Source organism: Shewanella sp. 6_MG-2023 (assembly GCF_030547195.1).
Lineage (GTDB): Bacteria > Pseudomonadota > Gammaproteobacteria > Enterobacterales > Shewanellaceae > Shewanella.
In genome coordinates this window covers 1-19864 of sequence record NZ_JAUOQU010000029.1, presented here as the reverse complement: position 1 = coordinate 19864, position 19864 = coordinate 1, and the positions used below count along the sequence as shown (strand labels likewise).

At 41.9% G+C, this 19864-nt stretch carries 16 protein-coding genes and 1 pseudogene; 8 read left to right on the top strand and 9 right to left on the bottom strand.

Translation table 11 applies throughout. The features are described from left to right. Window positions 1–52: 52 nt before the first annotated feature. Window positions 53–1261, bottom strand: a complete 1209-nt coding sequence (locus tag Q4533_RS15720; protein WP_102530675.1) for a tetratricopeptide repeat protein — start codon at window positions 1259–1261, stop codon at window positions 53–55. A gap of 462 nt (window positions 1262–1723) precedes the next feature. On the opposite strand from Q4533_RS15720, the gene Q4533_RS15715 reads away from it, so the two are divergent. Both Q4533_RS15715 and gltS read left to right on the top strand, forming a co-directional pair. Further along, window positions 1724–1933 (top strand): molybdopterin-binding protein, encoded by a 210-nt coding sequence (locus Q4533_RS15715; RefSeq protein ID WP_076538818.1) that lies wholly within the window; start codon window positions 1724–1726, stop codon window positions 1931–1933. A 567-nt stretch (window positions 1934–2500) separates the two neighbouring features. Then, window positions 2501–3724 carry a sodium/glutamate symporter gene (gltS, locus tag Q4533_RS15710; protein ID WP_076538815.1) on the top strand — a complete coding sequence of 408 codons (1224 nt, stop codon included), beginning with the start codon at window positions 2501–2503 and terminating at the stop codon, window positions 3722–3724. 114 nt (window positions 3725–3838) lie between these two features. On the opposite strand, the gene Q4533_RS15705 is transcribed toward gltS, so the two are convergent. Beyond that, entirely contained in the window at window positions 3839–4105 is a 267-nt protein-coding gene (locus Q4533_RS15705) for a YecH family protein (RefSeq protein WP_303503235.1), read from the bottom strand. Between the two features lie 186 nt (window positions 4106–4291). On the opposite strand from Q4533_RS15705, the gene Q4533_RS15700 reads away from it, so the two are divergent. Further along, window positions 4292–4618, top strand: coding sequence for a DUF2956 domain-containing protein (locus Q4533_RS15700; RefSeq protein ID WP_102437626.1), 327 nt, complete (start codon window positions 4292–4294; stop codon window positions 4616–4618). A 106-nt stretch (window positions 4619–4724) separates the two neighbouring features. Here the strand turns inward: Q4533_RS15700 and Q4533_RS15695 are convergent, their stop codons facing one another. The 6 genes from Q4533_RS15695 to Q4533_RS15670 all read right to left on the bottom strand — a co-directional run bounded on the left by Q4533_RS15695 (window position 4725) and on the right by Q4533_RS15670 (window position 12661). Continuing rightward, complete coding sequence (locus Q4533_RS15695) at window positions 4725–5987, bottom strand: hybrid-cluster NAD(P)-dependent oxidoreductase (protein WP_102437624.1); 1263 nt, start codon at window positions 5985–5987, stop codon at window positions 4725–4727. A gap of 102 nt (window positions 5988–6089) precedes the next feature. Further along, window positions 6090–7751: a hydroxylamine reductase gene (gene hcp / locus Q4533_RS15690; RefSeq protein WP_102437623.1), complete on the bottom strand. Its 1662-nt coding sequence runs from the start codon at window positions 7749–7751 to the stop codon at window positions 6090–6092. Between the two features lie 299 nt (window positions 7752–8050). Continuing rightward, window positions 8051–9724, bottom strand: coding sequence for a VCBS repeat-containing protein (locus Q4533_RS15685; protein WP_303446436.1), 1674 nt, complete (start codon window positions 9722–9724; stop codon window positions 8051–8053). A gap of 157 nt (window positions 9725–9881) precedes the next feature. Beyond that, window positions 9882–10661 carry an EcsC family protein gene (locus Q4533_RS15680; RefSeq protein WP_303503231.1) on the bottom strand — a complete coding sequence of 260 codons (780 nt, stop codon included), beginning with the start codon at window positions 10659–10661 and terminating at the stop codon, window positions 9882–9884. A gap of 51 nt (window positions 10662–10712) precedes the next feature. Beyond that, on the bottom strand, window positions 10713–11207 hold the full coding sequence (locus Q4533_RS15675; protein WP_303503229.1) for a peptidylprolyl isomerase: 495 nt from the start codon (window positions 11205–11207) through the stop codon (window positions 10713–10715). A gap of 101 nt (window positions 11208–11308) precedes the next feature. After that, window positions 11309–12661, bottom strand: a complete 1353-nt coding sequence (locus Q4533_RS15670; RefSeq protein WP_102437615.1) for a M20 family metallopeptidase — start codon at window positions 12659–12661, stop codon at window positions 11309–11311. Between the two features lie 155 nt (window positions 12662–12816). Here Q4533_RS15670 and Q4533_RS15665 point away from each other — a divergent pair, with 155 nt between their 5' ends. Both Q4533_RS15665 and Q4533_RS15660 read left to right on the top strand, forming a co-directional pair. Continuing rightward, the gene (locus Q4533_RS15665; RefSeq protein ID WP_303503278.1) at window positions 12817–13254 is read left to right on the top strand and encodes a cold-shock protein; all 438 of its coding nucleotides are present in this window, start codon (window positions 12817–12819) and stop codon (window positions 13252–13254) included. A gap of 207 nt (window positions 13255–13461) precedes the next feature. Further along, window positions 13462–15288: a mechanosensitive ion channel family protein gene (locus Q4533_RS15660; RefSeq protein ID WP_102437613.1), complete on the top strand. Its 1827-nt coding sequence runs from the start codon at window positions 13462–13464 to the stop codon at window positions 15286–15288. A gap of 84 nt (window positions 15289–15372) precedes the next feature. Here Q4533_RS15660 and Q4533_RS15655 read toward each other — a convergent pair whose 3' ends face one another. Then, window positions 15373–15633 (bottom strand): DUF5062 family protein, encoded by a 261-nt coding sequence (locus Q4533_RS15655; protein WP_102437611.1) that lies wholly within the window; start codon window positions 15631–15633, stop codon window positions 15373–15375. A gap of 223 nt (window positions 15634–15856) precedes the next feature. Here Q4533_RS15655 and Q4533_RS15650 point away from each other — a divergent pair, with 223 nt between their 5' ends. The 3 genes and pseudogenes from Q4533_RS15650 to Q4533_RS15640 all read left to right on the top strand — a co-directional run bounded on the left by Q4533_RS15650 (window position 15857) and on the right by Q4533_RS15640 (window position 19309). Then, window positions 15857–16921: a phosphotransferase gene (locus tag Q4533_RS15650; RefSeq protein WP_303503226.1), complete on the top strand. Its 1065-nt coding sequence runs from the start codon at window positions 15857–15859 to the stop codon at window positions 16919–16921. A 303-nt stretch (window positions 16922–17224) separates the two neighbouring features. Then, window positions 17225–18955: pseudogene (locus Q4533_RS15645) on the top strand (winged helix-turn-helix domain-containing protein); the annotation flags it as partial. After that, a complete protein-coding gene (locus Q4533_RS15640) occupies window positions 18935–19309 on the top strand; it encodes a GGDEF domain-containing protein (RefSeq protein WP_198590883.1) in 375 nt (124 codons plus the stop codon). The pseudogene Q4533_RS15645 and the gene Q4533_RS15640, both read left to right, overlap by 21 nt. Window positions 19310–19864 lie beyond the last annotated feature (555 nt).

The following is a 19864-nucleotide window of genomic DNA, read 5'->3' as shown; positions in this document are numbered from 1 at the left end:
CCAGCTGACCTCTATGATGCAAGCTGGCTTTTTCTTTTTAAATCGTAATAACCTACTGCTCAGCAAGCCCTTTTCTAGCAACTGAGTTTAACCAATTGAGTTTGGCTAAATATTTCTGCTGGTTTTCCCCTAGGGATGTTAACGTCAACGCCTCTTTCAAGCTCTGCTTAGCTGCATAGGGTTTTCCCTGTGCATTGAGCGCCTTGGCTAACTCATAATAGGCCTGATGGAAATAAGGGCTATTTTTGATGAATTTTCTAAAGAATATCTCTGCTGCTCGGTAATCTTTTAACGCTAACGCTTCTATTCCCATGCTATACCAGCCATAAGGGCTTTCATTTTCCAGATCCAATAATTGCTGACTAATACTCTGCGCTTCATCTATTCGACCTTGAGAATTCAGAACAAAGCTGTAATTACTTAATAGACTTAGTGAGTTAGGCTTAAATTGCAAACCATACTGATAATAGGCTTCGGCAATATCATAGGCTTCAATACGGCGGTGTACTACTGCCATCATATTAATCAAGGGTACATAATCCGGTGCTAATGACAGGCCTTTTTGCATTAACGCAAAAGCTAATTCAAGCTTATCATCCAATAAGGCATCAGCAGCTAAATTACGGTAAAACATGGCTAAAAATTGACTGTCTGATACCACGCCACCATTGCGGTCGTTACGATCAGGAAAGTAATCAATCACAGAGAACTCTCCGCCATATAGATATAAATTTGATTTTGAATCACTGCTATCAACCTCATAAAGAAAGGTACGGACATGATCCGATGACACCATCAAATCCTTGGTGATGACGGTCACAAGGGGCGCACTATGCACTACTTGAAAAACAGCTTTAACATTTAAGAATTTTGCGACGCCATAGGTCAACATAGCTAGAGACATACAATTACCAGATTTATTTAACCACGCATCACTGGCATTAAAGTTTGAACCTTCATAGTTAAAATTAACCACTTTTTGACCAATAAATTGACTCACTTTTTTTCTATTGGGTAAAGCAGCAATTTCTTCATCGGCAATAAACGCCAATAACTCCCGCTCTTGTATCGGTGTTAGTTGAGTCAAACTCTCAATGGATGGCACAGTATATTTACTGGCTTGAAGTTGGAGTAAACTACTCGCAGCAGGCATTTTCACATCAACTGATAAGTTTTTTTGGGACATTGAACTGCACGCAGATAAGCTCAATAGACTGATGACAACGATACTAAATCGGTATATCTCTTGTTTGATAAACATCCTGTAAACCCTTCTCCTTAAGCATATCTTCACTCAACTTAATCACTCAGCACATGTAGCGACTCACATGTGTAAAAATTAAGCTAACATGATTTTGATATGAGACAAATACATTCATTAGCCCAATCCTGATAAAGGAAGCCTATACTTGATGACGTCTAGTACTTACCACCTTAAGTGTAAACACTTGATTAGTTAAGCATTTCATCTTAAGCCCCATAATTATTTACCCTTAATAACGCTCATCGTTTAACCCATTAAGTTTTACTATTTCTTCGCGCTTATCCCTCGCAAAAGTTAACCTCTGAACAAGCAAAATTGAATTTATCAATTAAACTTAGACCCATGGTTCATTTTTACGCACAGTGGAACGAGCCATACATTTCGCTTTAAAAATTATAAATACCTTATTTTTATAATTAATATCAGCATATTGACTCATTAATAGGAAATTTAAATATTATGAAAATCAGCGCTCGTAATTCACTGGTTGGTAAAATCACCTCAATCGAAGAGGGTTCTGTAAACAATGAGGTGGTCATTGAACTTGCACCTGGAGTTGAGATCACATCAGTAGTCACTAAAAAATCTTGTCAGCAACTTGGCTTAACCGTGGGTGGCAATGCTTACGCGATTATTAAAGCCAGTAATGTTATGGTTGCTGTTGATTAATACCCTTTAGCATTTGGCTGTTACAGGTTTATTTAAAGTACATAAAAGTACCTATTCGCCCGCTTTAGCCAGCGCTATATGAGCGAAATGAACTTCCTTTTATTTCGCTCATATATCTATAAACATCAGCATCGGCAAACCACTCCAATGAGCAATTTTTCAGTTTTAGAATAAATAGCACACACCATAAAACATACTATGTAATCTGCTTTGATTGAGTCTAGCGGCAATTATTTATCTTAAACAGAGCCAGATACAGTCACTAAAGTGACTTTTTATTCCTCAAAACTCAGATTCTCCACCTGCAAATTCTCAACATAAGCAGTGCAATTAAGCTAACAAAACCACCTTTACAATTAACATCAAGGGTTTAGCTTTTAATAACTTGTTAAATCAGCTCAACAAATGAACGACACTTGGCCTTTTAAGGCAATCCCCATGATATTTACCGCTAAGTTCCTCTATAATCAATATAACTAATAAATTAAAGCAAAATATTTATGCATATCTAATTGTGATATCTAATCACATTGTGTAACTCATTCAGTGCAAAACAAAAGGAGTTCCATGAATACTGTTTATTCTATTGGAGAGCTTGAATCTTTCCTCGTGGCAATTTTGGTACTATTCATTGGCCATACAATTAATCGACACGTACCTTCTTTCAGAAAATATAATATCCCAGAACCCATCGTGGGTGGACTTATCGTTGCAGGCGTAATCACCATATTACACTTCAACAAAATCAGTTTAGAATTTACTCTTTCAATGCAAAATACCTTGATGCTGATGTTTTTCAGTACCGTGGGGTTAGCGGCAAGTTATAAGCTATTAATGAAAGGCGGTACTAAGGTCATTGTCTTTTTAGGCATTGCATCTTTATATATCATTATTCAAAATGCGGTGGGCGTTAGCTTAGCCAGCGCTTTAGGGCTAGAGCCGATAATGGGCTTAATCGCTGGTTCAATTACCTTATCAGGTGGTCACGGCACGGGTGCTGCTTGGGCGCAAACCTTCCAAGACAACTATGGTATTAATACTTTAGAGTTTGCCATGGCAGCGGCCACCTTTGGTCTAGTCATGGGCGGTATTATTGGTGGTCCAGTTGCCCAGCGCCTTATCAATAAACATAATCTTGTTTCTTCATATGGTGTGGGTGGTAATCATCACGTAGATCATCCTGACTTAGTAACCTATGACCAATTAGAAATTGATCGCGTTACCGGTAAGAAAATTTTAGAAGTGCTATTCATTCTGCTGCTATGTGTGGCAGGGGCTAAGTGGTTCGGCAAATTTGTTAGCTCCATGGATATTGCATGGTTAAAAATGCCTGACTTTGTTTATGCCTTATTCTTTGGCGTGGTCATCACCAACGCCACTGAGTTGAGTCGCGGCTACAAAATCAACAGTGAATGTGTTGATATTTTAGGTACTGTGTCCTTGTCACTGTTTTTAGCAATGGCATTGATGAACCTAAAGCTGTGGGAAATATTTGATTTAGCGGTACCGCTATTAATCATCTTAGTGTCTCAAGCGGCTATTTTAGCGGTGTTTGCCTACTTTGTTACCTTTAGATTAATGGGCTCAAACTATGACGCTGCAGTGATGGCTGGTGGTCATTGTGGTTTTGGTATGGGCGCAACCCCAACTGCGGTAATGAACATGGGCGCATTAGTTTCACGTACAGGTCCGTCGCCACAAGCCTTTATGGTAGTGCCTATTGTAGGGGCATTCTTTATTGATATTGTGAATGCCATTATCTTGCAAGGCTATTTAAGCTTTATGGGCTAGCGCTTAATACGCGAGTTTAACCGCTCGCTTTAGGGCTTAGTTAAAGCTAAACACAGATACAAAAATGCCAGTCAGTGACTGGCATTTTTGTCTTAAAGAAAACCGAATCCGCGACTAAGCCGTTGCCTCTTGGGTTTCTTTACCTGCACAGTGAGCACATTGATTAATCACAAAACCAGCTTCAGTTTCAGTTAAACGACCGTTGCTAATAAACAGTTCAACTAACTGTGCGGCGCTCATATCACTGGCACGACAAGTATGAAACTCTGCATTTTCACCAAATTCTGCTGCCATCAACGCCAGCCATTGTTGTTGTGGCTGCGGGGTATTTTGATCTTTCATCAATTTGATAACGTTACGACCATGAATTGATTTTGACATTAGAATTCCTCAACAGTTAAAAAGCTATTTTACGACACAATCACTATTCCACTATTGCGTTAGCTCATGGTTTAACAAAAATTAACCTACTGAATTATCATCTAGACGCTGATTGGCTATAGTGAGCCGCCCACGAGGCTGTTAAAGTAGTAACTAAGCAGCAATCTAATCAAGAAGTAGAGCAACATGGCAAAAAGTATCTCTCAAGAAACCCAAGCTGAAGCAATGAAAATGGCTAAGGCTACTCAAAAACCTTCACAAACCAAAGAACAGACCAAACTCATCGCTCAAGGTATTGAGAAAGGTATAGCTGAATATAAGAAGTTGCAGAAAGCCAAAGCTCGTGGGGCTGATAAACAGCGGAAACAGAATCTTAAAGCTAAAAACCAGCTCAACCATGATGTAGTTGAACAGCAGCAGCCGCCACAGTCTCAGAAGTCATATTTACCCTGGGTGTTGCTTATCGCCAGTTGGGTCGGATTTATTGCATCTCATGTCCTGCAAGCAAACTGATCATTCTTAGCTAAGGGGATAAGGCGCCCCATTTATTATTTTTGCCACAAAGCAAAACAGTCAGCATAGCTGACTGTTCTTAAATTAAATCTTGCTGCAAATTAGCTTACATTTTTAAGCTGACATCTGAAGTGATTTTAGTCGAGCACGCTAATACATACCCTGCGGCAATTTCTTCAGCTGTTAATGTCATGGTACTGCTAGATTCAGTAGTCCCTGAGGTCACCTGGCACTTACAGGCGCCGCACACACCACTTCGGCACGCTGCGATTATCGGTAGCCCTTCAGACTCTATGCCATCAAGTAAGGTTTGCTCAGCCGATAATGCAACTTTTTTATCCTTGATTGAAAGCATGAAGTTGCTAGTTGTAGCCGCAGTATTTGTGCTGCTTGGGGGTGATTTAACCGCGCCCGTAAAGCTTTCTTGATGGAAGTTTTTCATCTCGAAACCACTGGTTTCAATCAAGGATTTAACTGACACCATGTAAGGCTCTGGGCCACACACAAAAATGGTGCGAGTCATAAAATCAGGCACTAATGCTTGCAGCTTTTCAATATCGATACGGCCTAACATACGGCTGTCGTTGCCAGTATGATTAACGCCTTCAACAAGCTCATCTGCATTTTCAAGCAGGTAACTTAATTGAAATTGAGCACTGCGATAAGCCATCGCACCTAAGCTATCAGCAAAGATAATATCTTCATCTGTTCGAGCACTGTGCACAAAGGCAATATCACTGCCTACTTTGGTATCGAGCAGCCAACGTGACATTGAATACATTGGGGTAATGCCACTGCCAGCACTTAAAAATAAATACTTTTCAGCCGCTATATCCACTAAGTTAAAGGCGCCATCTGGGCCGACTAAGGTGATGATATCGCCTTGATTAACCTTATCAGCTAAAAAGTTTGACACTTTGCCACCAGCAATGCGCTTCACCGTGACCACAATTGAATAAGGTCTAGATGGAGACGATGACATGGTATAACTGCGATAAACTATTTCGCCTTCTATCTCTAATTTGAAGGTAATAAATTGCCCCGGTTTGTAGTTAAACTTAACAGGGGTTAAACCTTGAAAACGAAAGCTCACTACATCATGGGTTTCATGCCATTTTTCAGTACAGCGCAATTGCACTTCACCACGTTGCCACTCATCAGCATTTAATAATAACTGATTTGCATTGATGGATTTTTTTGCTTCAGCAGTAGTTGTAACCTCAGCCGTTTTCTTTGCTGTGGCAGCCAATGCACCCGATATTGAAAAACTCGGCGCAGCGCTGACCTTAGCAACTGACTTTTTGTTGTCATCTTTTGTTGATTGGGCGGCTGATAACGCTGCTGAAAATGAAAATCCTGATGAACTCATATTGCACCTGTATGGGAAACCATGTGTTAGAAGTAGAAAGTAAAAAACAGACAATAAAAAGGTGATATAAGCGCTAAGCCTATATCACCCAATAACCACTATTTAAGCCGCATTAATCATCGCTTTAAGATCTGACTCAACATCAGTGGTGTTACGTAAACCAAATTGGTCTTCTAACACTTTTGCTAAGTTTTCAGTCAAAAACGCTGGCGGAGTTGGGCCTGTACGAATGTTTTTAACGCCCAGTGATAATAGTGTCAGTAACACCACAATCGCTTTTTGCTCAAACCAAGACAGTACCAAGCTTAAAGGCAGTTCATTGATATCACAGTCAAAAATATCTTTTAATGCTAAGGCTAACTGTATAGCAGAGTAAGCATCGTTACATTGACCCACATCTAATAAACGTGGAATACCATTAATATCGCCAAACTCAAGTTTGTTGAACTTGTACTTACCACACCCTAAGGTCAGGATAATGGTGTCATCAGGCACTGATTTAGCTAAGTCAGTAAAGTAGCTACGTTCAGATTTATCGCCGTCACAACCACCGATTAAGAAAAAGTGCTTAATAGACCCATTTTTCACGTTCTCAACTACTGTTGGTGCCGCTTCCATTAAGGCATTACGTGCAAAACCAATCGTAATCGCATGTGGGATTTCATCGTAGCTAAAACCTTCAAGCTCAAGGGCTTTGTCAATCACAGCGCTAAAGTCTTCACCTTCGATGTGAGCAACACCAGGCCAGCCAACAATGCTACGGGTGAATATACGATCTGAATAATCGCCCACATTAGGGTCAATAATACAGTTTGAGGTCATCACAACAGCGCCTGGGAAAGTGCCAAATTCACGCTGTTGGTTCTGCCATGCGCTGCCGTAGTTACCCACTAAGTGTGGGAACTTTTTAAATGCAGGATAAGCTAATGCCGGTAACATTTCGCCATGGGTATAGACGTTAATGCCCTTACCTTGAGTTTGCTCTAAGATAAGTTCTAAATCTTTCATGTCATGACCTGACACTAAAATCGCCTTACCTTTAAATGATTTGGTGTTTACTTCAGTTGGCTCAGGGTGGCCAAATGCCGTCGTTTCACCCGCATCTAACATCGCCATTACGCGATAGTTTAATTGACCGATTTCCATTGCGGTAGCAAATAGCTTGTCGCCATCAACTGAGTCTTCGCCAAGGAATGACATGATTTGGTGAAATTCACCGGCCACATCGGCATCAGTTTGCTCAAGTACACGTGCATGCTCCATGTAAGCTGCTGCGCCTTTAAGGCCATATAAGCAAAGTAAACGTAAGCCCATGATGTCTTCATTAACATCGTCACCACGGTTTGGCAGTGCAACTGGAGCTTGTAGTAGCATTTCAGGCTGAGAAGCCGCTAAGTTAAATTCAGCTTGAGCTATCACTTCTTCAGCAGCAACGCCTTTTTCAGCGCAGGCTTGTTCGTATGCCGCTTTTAACTTGTTACGGTAAGTTTGAGCTTGATGTGCGTAATCAGCTAAACGTCCATCATCAAAGTTCACATTAGTTAATGTGGCAAAAAATGCCTTAGGAACAAAGGTATCAATCTCGGCATCGATGATATCGAACTGACGCGCCTTAACCGCATAAGCAGAAACGCCCTGCAACATGTAGATTAATAAATCTTGTAGATCTGACGTAGATGCTAACTTACCGCACATACCTTGAGAATAACTACAACCGTTGCCTGCTGGGGTTCTAACTGTTTGTTCGCATTGAATACAAAACATCACTTTGCTCCTGAATTTAATCATGCATAATATTTACATGTTTAGATGCAGTGTACTTAGATCAGCAAAAATCTAAACTGATTTTTACAATATTTAATCGATTTTATGATCTAGATCAGTTTCAGCATTCACTAATATTTAGCCCTATTCACATCGGTTTTATCAATAAAGGCATCATTTAATTAGTCATTTTGTAGTTCATTTAATCGCCAAAACCAAATTGAAAGCACAAAAAAACCAGCAAGTGATTGCTGGTTCTTTTCGTGTGTGTTTTGAGGCGTTATAAGCCTTAAAACTGATTACTGCGCCAATAGTACTGAGAAGCTTCGCTGCAGATTGTCAGGATCTTGTTTGCCAAATTTAACTAATAAATCATCTTTACCATCGGCATTGATATCGGTTGCCGACAGCATCGAACCTTCAACTGGAATGATCATATCCCATTGCTGAGATCGTTTACTAAAAGGCGCGCTACCTGCCTGACCCAAATAAATATCTAAGGTTTCATTATCATCAGACAACAATAACTCTTTATAACCATCGCCATTGATATCCGCTAAGGCCACGACAGGCTCACCACTTTGGCCAGAACTTAGGCTGAAGTTTAATTCAACTTCTTTACTGGCATTGGCCTTTTCACCAAATTTATTCGCACTATTCATTTTAAACACATGAACATCTTGATCAATACTGCCAGACAGCAAGGCGCTGACGATCTGCGAAATACTAATATCAAAACCTGACACAATCACCTCATCGACATTGTCATTATCAATATCATCAAAACGTAGCCCTGTTAAGGTACCTTCAGCTTTAATAATCGTCTCAGGTTCGCGGCCAAAAGCCACCACGCCATCGTTATTACGTCCTAAGTAAATTTCATAGTCATTGGTACGATCAAACACCCCAGAGCTTTTGGTATATCTGACCACCAAGTCAGTAATCTCATCGCCATTCACATCACCAATACGCTCAACTTTACGGTACAGTAAATCACTTTGATCTAACGATTTGCCATAGGCATCACGCTTATTCCACCAATCAATACCACTGATGGGTTGACTCACCGAAATATATTCTGCGATCGCGGCGAACTGCCCTTGATCGTTTTGATAATACACTTCGAGCGAGCCCTCACCGACTTTGACAATATCATCGCGACCATCAAAGTTCATATCACTGTGATAAAGCGTAGCGCGGCTATATTCAGCGCCATTATTGGTCAGCTCAACTTGAGGCAGTAACGGCAGTGATTGTCGGATGAATTGAGTATTACCAGCACCGAGCAATACATGCATTTCTCTAAAGTCACTTATCAGTACATCAGCAATATCATCATTATTAATATCACTGACAAAATCACCACGAGAGATAAAATCAGCATGGCCTGTAACAGCTAATGAATTAATATCAGCAACGGCAACTAACTCACCAGAAAGCGGTTTTGCTGCAGTATCTGTTTGTTGGCTGGTAATTTGTTTAGGTGAAAGTGAAGCTGAAGGATCTTGCACTAGCATGTCATCAGCGGAGATCGCATCTGCTGGGAGCATACTCACATCTAGCTTGTTAATAGCGCTATTAGCCGTAACTGGGGCATAACGTAGTAATTGCTCTGCAGTGACGAAATACAGCTGTTGCAGCGCAAGCATGCTATCAGTATTAGAGTCGATTTCATTAATATCAAAGCTATAAATATCTTTGTTTAATAATACTTTATCTAGCATCACTAATTGCTTATCGACAATGCCGTATACAGCAAACCAGCGCTGATGTTCATCATCAACACCCAGTGCTAGTAACTCATTGCCCTCATTATCGAGTAAGTTAACGCTTAATACTGGATGAGTCAGTTCAAATTCGGTATCAACTGTAAAAGTGGTGAATTTTAGCTCTGTATCTGCAGCAAAAGCTGGATGGATAAAAGGTAAAATACAACAGCTTGCTACCAATAGCGCGCGGGTTAATTTATTCATCCTGAAAACATATCCTTAAACATTATCTTTAACTTATATAGTTAAGATAACCTTGATTGAATAAAGTTCATACAATGAAATTGTTACCACTTACGTATCGAGAACGATTCAAGCTGTAAAAGGAATAGGAATTGACTAACAACTTATCTTGCCAAGATCAAAGTGTCTGATAGGTTAGCTTTACTAGTTCTTCACCGTACTTACGCTCAAGTTTACGCACGATAAAGTGACCTCTTGCCATGTCTTGAAAATGATCGATAAATAAGGTGTTAATGATCGCCCCACCCGCAGCGCCTATGGCAGGTACAGCTTGAGCGGCCACCTTTTGAGTCACCTGCACGCCAAAGCGCTCTGCCACCACGGTCACTAATTTAACCATCATTGGCGCAGCTTCTTTACTAAAGCCTTTAGTGGCAACGTATTCAGCGGCTTCAGCAATTGAATTGGCTAACACGGTGCGCACCGCAAAGTAGCCTTTTTCAGCTTGATCGTCATCATTTGACTCACCCCCTAGGGCAAAGACTTCTATGCAGGCCATTTTAGTAGCCACTTCATCGAGTTGTTCACCCTCACTGCGAGCAATATCGGCAATGGATCGCATCATGATGGTGGTTGAAATCGGTAGCTCTAATGCCAATGCGCTTAAGCCGAAAAAGCCCCCCACACCACCACTCACTGCAACACCGAGTTTGTGCCAACGATCAGAAGATTGCTCATGGGGGATGTTTTTCATGGTAAATAGCGCCGCATCCGAGGCTTTCATCAACGCCATTTCTGTGACTTTGCCAATACCATTACTGACACTTTTAGGCAGTAGCGCAAAACCTTGCTCAATGGGCGAGCCAATAAAATCTGTGATTTTGGCTGCTAAGCCGGGGTTTTCAAGTAACTGCTTAGCCTGCACTAATTGGGCATTATCTTCTACAGATAGACTCATGGCTTTCCCTTCTTTCACAGCCGCACGATTAACAACAGCGCTAATAGCTCACTAGATAATGGTGACTTTCTCAATCACTATCGCCGTTTTAGGCACATCGTCATGACCTGCTACCGTGGCCGTTTTAACTTTTTCAATTTCTTTGACCACTTCAATACCGGCAACCACTCTGCCAAAAACCGCATAACCCCAACCGCTGTTGGTGGTCGCTGTGTGGTCTAAAAAGCTATTATCAGCAGTATTAATAAAAAACTGCCCGGTGGCCGAATGCGGCGCATCGGTTCTTGCCATTGCTATGGTGCCAAGTGTGTTACTCAAGCCACGATTAGCTTCATTAACGATAGGATCGCGAGTGGGCTTTTCTTTCATCTTGGCAGTAAAACCACCCCCTTGGATCATAAAGCCTTTTATCACCCGATGAAAAATAGTGTAATCATAAAAGCCATCCTGACAGTACTGTAAAAAATTCTTCGAACTAACAGGGGCTTTTTCCATATCCAGTTCAATATGGATATCGCCAACATTGGTGGTAAAAATAACGGTCATGGGATCTCAATTTAACAACGAAAAGTTAAGCTCAATTATAGCGTTTATCCTATGCTTCAGGCTATAAATAAGCGTCATGCTTTAAGTCAGATAAAGTAAGCTTATTTGCTACTATTAAACAAATCCATTGCCGCGCGTGTCATTGCCCGCACGCCGGTGCTGATAGTTAACGGATAATCTGGGGCAAACTTACTCGAATGCAATGATGGCAAGCTGTCGCCGCTATCAATACTGGCTTGATACACGCTTGGCTCAACAGCCCCTAACCAAAATAAAGTGATCGGAATATTTTGCTCAGTTCGGCCATATAAGCCAAAATCTTCTCCGGCCATAACCTGTGGCGCTAGCACCACATTATCTTTTCCTAGTTCAGCTTCAATGCTGGCCTTAACTTGGGCAGCCAATGCTGGGTCATTATAAGTCGAAGGTATTTTTTCATCTTCATGCACATACACTTCAGGCATCAGTTCATCAGGTAAACCCGCACTAATCGCAATGCCCTTAGTGATACGTTTTATGGCAGCGATTTGCTGCTCACGTACTTCAGGGTTATATGATCGCAGAGTTAATTGCAGCTTCACTTCATTGGAAATAATATTATGTTTTGAGCCGCCATGAATTGAACCTACTGTGACCACGTTTGGCTCAAGGGGTGACACTTCACGGCTTGGAATGGTTTGCAATGCTAATACTGTGCGCGCCGCCAGAACCACAGGGTCTATGGTTAAATGGGGGTAAGCACCATGGCCACCTTTGCCTTTAATGCTGATATCCACCGAATCCACATTGGCCAATGCATAACCACTAATAGAGCCGACTTTACCAGCAGGAATAGATGCACTGACATGCAAACCTAACACCTTATCAGGAGTGGGAAACTCGCTAAATAAACCTTGCTTGAGCATGGCTTTTGCGCCGCCGCCCATTTCTTCTGCAGGCTGGGCTACCATCATCAAAGTGCCTTGCCAAGCTGACTTGTGCAACATCAATTGCTCGGCTGCGCCAATCATGCTGGTCATATGAATATCATGGCCACAGCCATGCATAATGCCCACAGTATTGTTATGTGCATCTTGGGTTGTCACTGTCGATGCATAAGCTTTGCCCGTTTGTTCAATAATAGGTAAAGCATCAATATCGGCGCGGATCATCACCGTAGGCCCGTCGCCATTTTTGAATATGCCCACCACGCCGTATCCGCCATAATTATCAGTGACTTCAAAACCTAATTGCCGTAACTCTTTTGCCATTCTGGCACTGGTATTTTTCTCTTGATAGGACAGTTCAGGGTGTTGATGAAGGTGAGTATAAAGCTGTTCAAGTTGTGGTAATGCTTTGGTCACTGAATCATCAAGATCTACAGCGCGTAACGAGGTGGTGGTTATCGTTGCAGCTAAAGCCAGTGATATCGACAATGCTGTTGGTATGGCTGTTAAGCGTGCTGATAATGTCATGGTGTCTTCCTTGTTGACTGTTCATCTTGACTGCTAAAAGTCGTAGTCGCTGATAATTACTATTTATTATATTGAATTAATAACCTAGCATAGCCTTGGTCAATTTTATAATGTGTTGTAAACATTTAGCCGTTCAAAAAGGAAACATACTCGTGATGATGGAAACAGGTCGATTAGTTCGCTGGAATAGCAGTAAAGGCTTCGGTTTTATTGAGCCTGATGAAGGTGGCAAGGACGTGTTTATTCATATTTCAACCCTTAAACATATGGCGAGAAAGCCCATTCAAGGTGATCAAATTGCGTATATCGTAGAGCAGCAAGCTGACGGTAAAATCAAAGCAAGCAAAGCGCACATAGTGGGAGTTGTCACAAAATCAGACAGCCATGCCCACCAAAACTCAACACAAAATAACATCGGCAAAAAAAGATCGCCGATTAAAATGAACAAAGCCACCACGGCTTCAGGCACAATGAGTCGAATCATTATTATTTTGATTGTTATCGCCATCGGTCGATTTGCTTATCAAGCTTACTATGACATCACCAATTCAACAGGGGCAGAGGTCAGCACACAGCCACAAAAAAGTAAATAATGAGCAAAGGCTAGCCAATCGATACGAACCAGTATCATCCTGCCATATGCAATAAAAAATGGGTGTCTTACTGTAACGTTGAGCAAGTTGATAAAGTTGAGACACCCATTTATGTAACTTTTACTTACTTAGAAGTGTGCCGCCCTAGCAGTCTGAGGCTAAAACACATATATTTGAGCTAGATATTGCGCTTTTAGGGATAAAATCATGCTGCAAACAACATGGCGAACGCTTTTTACTGCTTTTGTGTTGTTATCGATGTCGAGCCTAATGCCAACCGCCATGGCTGCGGACGATATCAATTTAAAAAAAGTTGCTGAAGCAGAAAAGCGCAGTGAAGCCATAGCCGAAGCTCAAGGTGGACTCACCCTCGCCCGAGATGGCGAAACTCCTTTATCAGCCCTCATTGAAATCGGTCGAGCGGTACAAGAAAACGACTGGGAAGCTGCCACTGAGTTTATTGATCTGCGTTACCTGCCCAAAGATATTAATCCCGAAGATGGTGCCGATTTACTGCGTAAACTGGCGATATTATGGAATAAACAAAACATCCTCGACCTTTCGCAGATCAGCGATCAACCAGAAGGACACCTTAACGATAAACTGCCAAGCTATCGTGATTTGTTAGGGGTACTAGAAACCAGTAAAGGCCCTGTTCCGGTCTATTTACAGCGAGTTCCAGACGGTAAAAAAGGCAAAATTTGGAAGATCTCTAACGCCACTATAGCCCAAGTTCCTGAGCTATGGGACGAATATGGCTACAGCCCGCAAATCGAAGCACTGGCTAACGTTTTACCGCAATTCACCATGTTCCATATGGAAAACTGGCAACTGCTGATCTTTATTCTGTGTATTTTCTTTGGTTGGATCGCCACCGGATTAATCAGCATTGCCGCCAAAACCATTGCCGCTAAATTTGAACATAAACTGGCTGGATTAACCCGTTTTTCAGGCAACAGTTTGCGCTGGTTTTTATATCTTTCGAGCTTGCAATATGTGGCGCTGTCATTAGGTTTATCGATTAGGGCACGTGTATGGTTTGATAACAGCACCTTGCTGTATATCGCCAACACCATTCTAATTTTAGGTTTAGTGGAATTGTATTCCGCAATAAAATCCAAGCAATTAAACGATCAAGATAAAAGCTACTCCGTGGCCTTACTCAGGCCTATGGTAGCAATATTAAAAATCGTCATTGTGGTGGTTATTGCCTTAATGTGGTTTGAAAGCTCAGGATACAACATGGCCACCATTTTAACCGGCCTAGGTGTCGGCAGTTTAGCCATTGCCTTGGCGGCGCAAAAACCATTAGAAAATGTCTTCGGCGCATTAACTTTATATGCTGCAAGACCAATAAAACCGGGGGATTTTTGCCGCTTTGGCACCACTATGGGCGTAGTTGAAGAAATTGGCTTACGCTCGACACGGATCAGAAAACTCGATCGCACCGTAGTGCATATCCCTAACTCGGTATTTTCATCCCAAGAGTTAGAAAACTTCTCTGTTATCGATCGTCGCCGCTATAAGCACGATCTGCGCATTAGCCTTGATACCAGTAAAGAGCAACTGCAAATGCTGTTAATGGAACTGCGAAAATTATTATTGTCACACCCCAGAGTGTTAGAGATTGCTCAGCGGGCGCGTTTTCTTGCCATTGAGCGTGATGCGTTTGTCGTCAACGTAAATGCCTATATCGATACCGGTGATATCAATGAATATTTTGGTATTGCTGAGGATTTAAACTTTCACTTACTGAATATTTTAAAGCAGTTAGACATTAAAATTGCCCCTATTGGTCAAAATGTCATGCTACAAAATGCCAGCAGCGCAGACGTCGAGGTACAACAACAAGCGGAGCAAACCATTAAACAATTAATCGAGGAAGATGCCTTACCTTTTCCCAATTACAGCGAAGCTACCCGTGATGAATTTAAAGGCACAGTGCCCTACCCACCTGTGGGCAGTGTCACTAAACCTAAAGATGTGATGAAATCACCAGAAGAAACTGACATTGAAGTAGAACTGAAAGGATAAGTTTTACATTCCAGTCGCCATTAAAAAGCCGAGAACATCTCGGCTTTTTACGTAATCGGAATAACTAAGCAACTCACCCATGGGTTAGTTTTTAAGGGGATGATCTTCAGGAAGTTGGCGACTGATCCACAAAATCAATTTATGCTTACGATTTGGGCCATCATCATTATCTTCAGCTAATGCTTGAATTAGCCCATCTTGCACCAATAAACGGTAAATACATTCCACTTTATCTTTTGGCGATATACCAACACCAAAGTTTTCAAAACCGCGACGTTTTGCATAACCCTCACCAATTTCCATTGCGAGTTTAAGCAATTTAGTATCGTTCTTACCTGGCTTCATATAACCACTCTCGTTTGGGGCTTTACGCTAAAACTACGCTATTGGGGATAAAATTCAATCACTGCTGCGTAAAAACAGCAGCCAATAACTTGTTTTATTCTTAGTTGAGCAATTATCAATCGATTAGCTTATCACTTTAGCTATTAAGTAAAATTCTGGCACAATAGCTAGATTATGGTTTTATGAAGTGGCTACAACATCAAAAAGGGAAAGTAAGGGTTTAATGACGATAGATAAAGCAGTTATTAGCAAGATTACCACGGCATTAAAAGCTCAAAGTATAAGCGAGATTGAGGTAATTCAATCCCTATGGGGCGGTTATGGCGAACTATTTCGCGCTAAGCTTACTGGTAGCCAATATTCATCTGTTATCGTTAAACACATTAAACTGCCACAGCCAGAGTCGCATCCCAAGGGCTGGAATAGCGCCCTATCACATCAACGTAAACTCAAATCTTATCAAGTTGAAGCTAACTGGTATCAGCACTACGCTCAGCTATGTGGCAGTGGCAGTGGCAGTGGCAGTGGCAGTGATAATGATCGTCAAAGCGAAAACAGCGTGCCTCAATGTTTATACATTCAGCGCAGCGAACTAGAAACCTTACTGATCCTTGAAGACTTACATACTTTAGGTTTCGATCAAGTATTAACCCATGCAGATCACACAGCCATTTTGGCCAGCCTTAAATGGCTGGGGCATTTTCACGGCCAATTTATGGCTAATCAATTTACAACTAGCCAGCCATCAACCGTGAATACCACCGACCTATGGCCCACAGGCAGCTACTGGCATTTAGATACTCGCCCCGATGAATTACAGGCACTCAGCGATCAGCCGTTAAAAATGGCAGCCAATACAATCGATCGCACTTTAAAACAGACGCCATACCAAACAATAATCCACGGCGATGCCAAACTCGCTAACTTTTGTTTTAATACTCACCACGACAAAGCTGCTGCGGTGGACTTTCAATATGTGGGCCAAGGTTGCGGCATGAAAGATGTGATTTTACTGCTAAGCAGTACGCTGACATTTACTGAACCACATAAACTAATCGAGCAATATTTGGATTACTATTTTAGTCAGCTCGCCAGCAGCATTAATCTCCATCAGCCAGATATTAATCCTAAAGAGGTTGAACAAACTTGGCGCCCTTTGTATTGCATAGCATGGGCCGATTTTCAGCGCTTTATTAAAGGCTGGAGCCCAAAGCATGTCAAAATAAACGCTTATACAGAAATGTTAACCGCACAGGCCTTAAGCCAGCTAACGACATCATCAAAGTAGCCAAACCTACTAGTGACTTTTTAAGGACAATATCGACAACGACTATCTAGATAACAACGGTTTTATTAACAAGCATAGCGACAAAAGACATAGCGATAAAAACTAGCCTCGCAAAATCTACAGAATAAAAGCCAAGCAAAATCGCCTGACAAAGATATCCACTCTGTTTGCTTGGCGATCGCTCACAAAAACAACCATTTATTGATATAACTAATGTCTAATGTACTAATTTTGCATATCAAAATCTTGTCGTTTTTTAACTCACGACATTGAAAAATAGCTGATATTCAATGGATTGTAATAATGAGCAAAGATATATTTTTCTTTGGTGACTGGCAGGTTGACCCTAATAGTAACTCCCTTAGACAAGGTAAAAAAACCAAACAACTTGAGCCTAAGGCAATGGATGTTTTATTGCTGTTATGTCAACAGCAAGGCGAGGTGTTCAGCAGTGATGACATTGTCAATCAATGCTGGCCAGAAGCCGATGTCGGCGATAATCCACTGCATAAAGTCATTAACCAATTACGCCGCGCATTGGGCGATAAAGCCACTGAACCCAGCTATATTGAAACCATTCGCAAGCGCGGCTATCGCACTCTTGCTAAGGTAAATTTCCCCATTGGCCATGAAACCGTGGCCGACAGCCAAACGTGGCAAGCAGGTTCACCCTTTCCGGGCTTACAAGCCTATAGCGCCAATTACGCCGAGGTGTTTTTTGGTCGCAGCAAACAAATTGCCACCTTGCTTGAACGCATCAGTGTACAAGTTAAATATGGCCGCGGATTTTGTTTAGTTTTAGGCCCTAGCGGCAGCGGAAAATCATCACTCTTTAATGCCGGAATCATGCCCAATTTAATGGCTAATACGGGTTACAACGGGGTAAAGGTTGCCAGCTATAGCCATTTAGATTTTGCCAATGTGGCTAAAACACAATTATTTTCCGAACTGGCCAGTATCATGCTGGACTGGGAAATCAACGATATTCCAGTATTTAGTGGTGACAGCGCCGAAACCCTGTCGCACAAGCTAATAACAGATATGCCCACCATTATTGAGCAATGTCAGCAGGCCATCAAACTCAGCAGCACTAACGAAACTCACTTAGCATTGTTTATTGATCGCTTAGAAGTCTTTCTGTCATCGCCGATCTTTACAGATGATCAACGTTATGCATTTATTGAGATCTTAGAAAAACTGGCCAACTCTTCTGTGGTATTGATTATCAGTGCTTGTCGTAATGAGTTTTACCCATTACTAGTGACTTATCCCAGTTTAATGGCGGGTAAAGGTAAAGGGGCTCATTTTGATTTAGCGCCGCCTTCGCGTAATGAATTACTGCAAATGATCCGCCTGCCAGCAATTGCAGCCAATTTAAGCTGGAGTGTCGATCCTGAAACAGCCATGCCGCTAGATGAAATACTCTGTACAGAGGCCGCCAGTAACCCTGATGCATTACCTATGTTGCAATACATGTTGCAAGCGCTATACCTGCAACGCAGTAAAGACAATCAATTATTGTTTAGTGTTTACCAACAATTAGGCGGTATCGAAGGCGCAATAGGTAAAAATGCCGATGAAGCCATGGCGCAATTAACTGACTCACAGCAAGCCTGCTTACCCCAAGTATTGTCCCTATTGGTAACACTGCGAGAGGATGAAACCTCCATCACCAGCCGCACCGCAACCTGGTCACAACTGCAAAGCAAAGAACAGCACACATTGACCCAAGCTATGGTCAATAGCCGCTTATTTGTGTCCCACCTGCAAAATGGTCAAGCCTGTTTTAGCATAGCTCACGAAGCATTATTAAGGCGCTGGCCACGGGCAACCGCCTGGATTAACGAACACAATGATAGCCTGCGAATAAAAAGTCGCTTACATCATCTGACTAAACGCTGGCTGGCAGAAAATAAGCATAAAGCCTATTTGCTAGCAGAAGGAAAACCGCTAAAAGAAGCCCAAGCACTTAAACATAACCCGTTGTTTGCTCAAGATCTAACACCACAAGAGTTGGCATTAATCAGCGCCTCCAATAATCATGAAAAACGTCAGCGCTGGCAAAAAGTCGCCGACGCCATTAAAGCCTCTGTGCCTAATAACGAATGCACCGTGGCCAGATATGGCGGCGAAGAGTTTGCACTGATATTGCCAAATTTAAGCACTGTAGAGGTGGAGCAAATAGCCTTACTCGTTCAACAAAATATCAAGGCCCTAACTTTTATTGATATTGGTTTGGATGAATCAGTCAGCATTAGTGTAAGCCAAGGCTATGCATGTGAAATCAATAGCCAATTTCGAACGGCTAAAGCCTTGTTATGCGCTGCAGACACCGCATTGTATCGCGCCAAAGCCAATGGCAGAAATCGTATTAATGCGTCTTGTTAACCACTTCAATAAGCTAACTAACTGACCCCCCCCTAAATAAGTAAAAGGTAAGCAAATGTAAGTAAGCACAAACTCACACCTTAATCTTATCTAGCTTGGGTTAAGGATGTTGCAGCGAGTACAACTAACAATACTCGCTGCCAAGTCACAGGTCTCATAGTACTTAACGTCAATTCGGATACTCTGTTTTACAGTTATAGCTTCATGCTTTCGTACTGGTTAATTGTGGCCATTCGCAGGCCAAGCCTCACAGTTCAAAGCATTGGTAACCAAAGGATAACTGTTATAGCGTTATGCTTTCGTACTGGTTAATAGTGGCCAGTCGCTGCCAAGCCACACAGATACCCTGTTATAGCGTTATGCTTTCGTGCTGGTTAATAGTGGCCGTTAGCTGCCAAGCCACTAGTCTTATAGTACTTATGTCAATTCGGATACCCTGTTACAGCGTTATGCTTTCGTACTGGTTAATAGTGGCCAGTCGCAGGCCAAGCCGCACAGTTCAAAGCATTGGTAACCAAAGGATAATTGTTATAGCTTTATGCTTTCGTACTGATT

Coding starts and splice junctions, on each gene's coding strand:
- Q4533_RS15665 (WP_303503278.1), top strand. CDS start 12,817: ATGATGGAAACAGGTCGATTAGTTCGCTGGAATAGCAGTAAAGGCTTC.
- gltS (WP_076538815.1), top strand. CDS start 2,501: ATGAATACTGTTTATTCTATTGGAGAGCTTGAATCTTTCCTCGTGGCA.
- Q4533_RS15695 (WP_102437624.1), bottom strand. CDS start 5,987: ATGAGTTCATCAGGATTTTCATTTTCAGCAGCGTTATCAGCCGCCCAA.
- Q4533_RS15650 (WP_303503226.1), top strand. CDS start 15,857: ATGACGATAGATAAAGCAGTTATTAGCAAGATTACCACGGCATTAAAA.
- Q4533_RS15675 (WP_303503229.1), bottom strand. CDS start 11,207: ATGACCGTTATTTTTACCACCAATGTTGGCGATATCCATATTGAACTG.
- Q4533_RS15715 (WP_076538818.1), top strand. CDS start 1,724: ATGAAAATCAGCGCTCGTAATTCACTGGTTGGTAAAATCACCTCAATC.
- Q4533_RS15660 (WP_102437613.1), top strand. CDS start 13,462: ATGCTGCAAACAACATGGCGAACGCTTTTTACTGCTTTTGTGTTGTTA.
- Q4533_RS15685 (WP_303446436.1), bottom strand. CDS start 9,724: ATGAATAAATTAACCCGCGCGCTATTGGTAGCAAGCTGTTGTATTTTA.
- Q4533_RS15680 (WP_303503231.1), bottom strand. CDS start 10,661: ATGAGTCTATCTGTAGAAGATAATGCCCAATTAGTGCAGGCTAAGCAG.
- Q4533_RS15700 (WP_102437626.1), top strand. CDS start 4,292: ATGGCAAAAAGTATCTCTCAAGAAACCCAAGCTGAAGCAATGAAAATG.
- Q4533_RS15720 (WP_102530675.1), bottom strand. CDS start 1,261: ATGTTTATCAAACAAGAGATATACCGATTTAGTATCGTTGTCATCAGT.
- Q4533_RS15655 (WP_102437611.1), bottom strand. CDS start 15,633: ATGAAGCCAGGTAAGAACGATACTAAATTGCTTAAACTCGCAATGGAA.
- Q4533_RS15705 (WP_303503235.1), bottom strand. CDS start 4,105: ATGTCAAAATCAATTCATGGTCGTAACGTTATCAAATTGATGAAAGAT.
- Q4533_RS15670 (WP_102437615.1), bottom strand. CDS start 12,661: ATGACATTATCAGCACGCTTAACAGCCATACCAACAGCATTGTCGATA.
- hcp (WP_102437623.1), bottom strand. CDS start 7,751: ATGTTTTGTATTCAATGCGAACAAACAGTTAGAACCCCAGCAGGCAAC.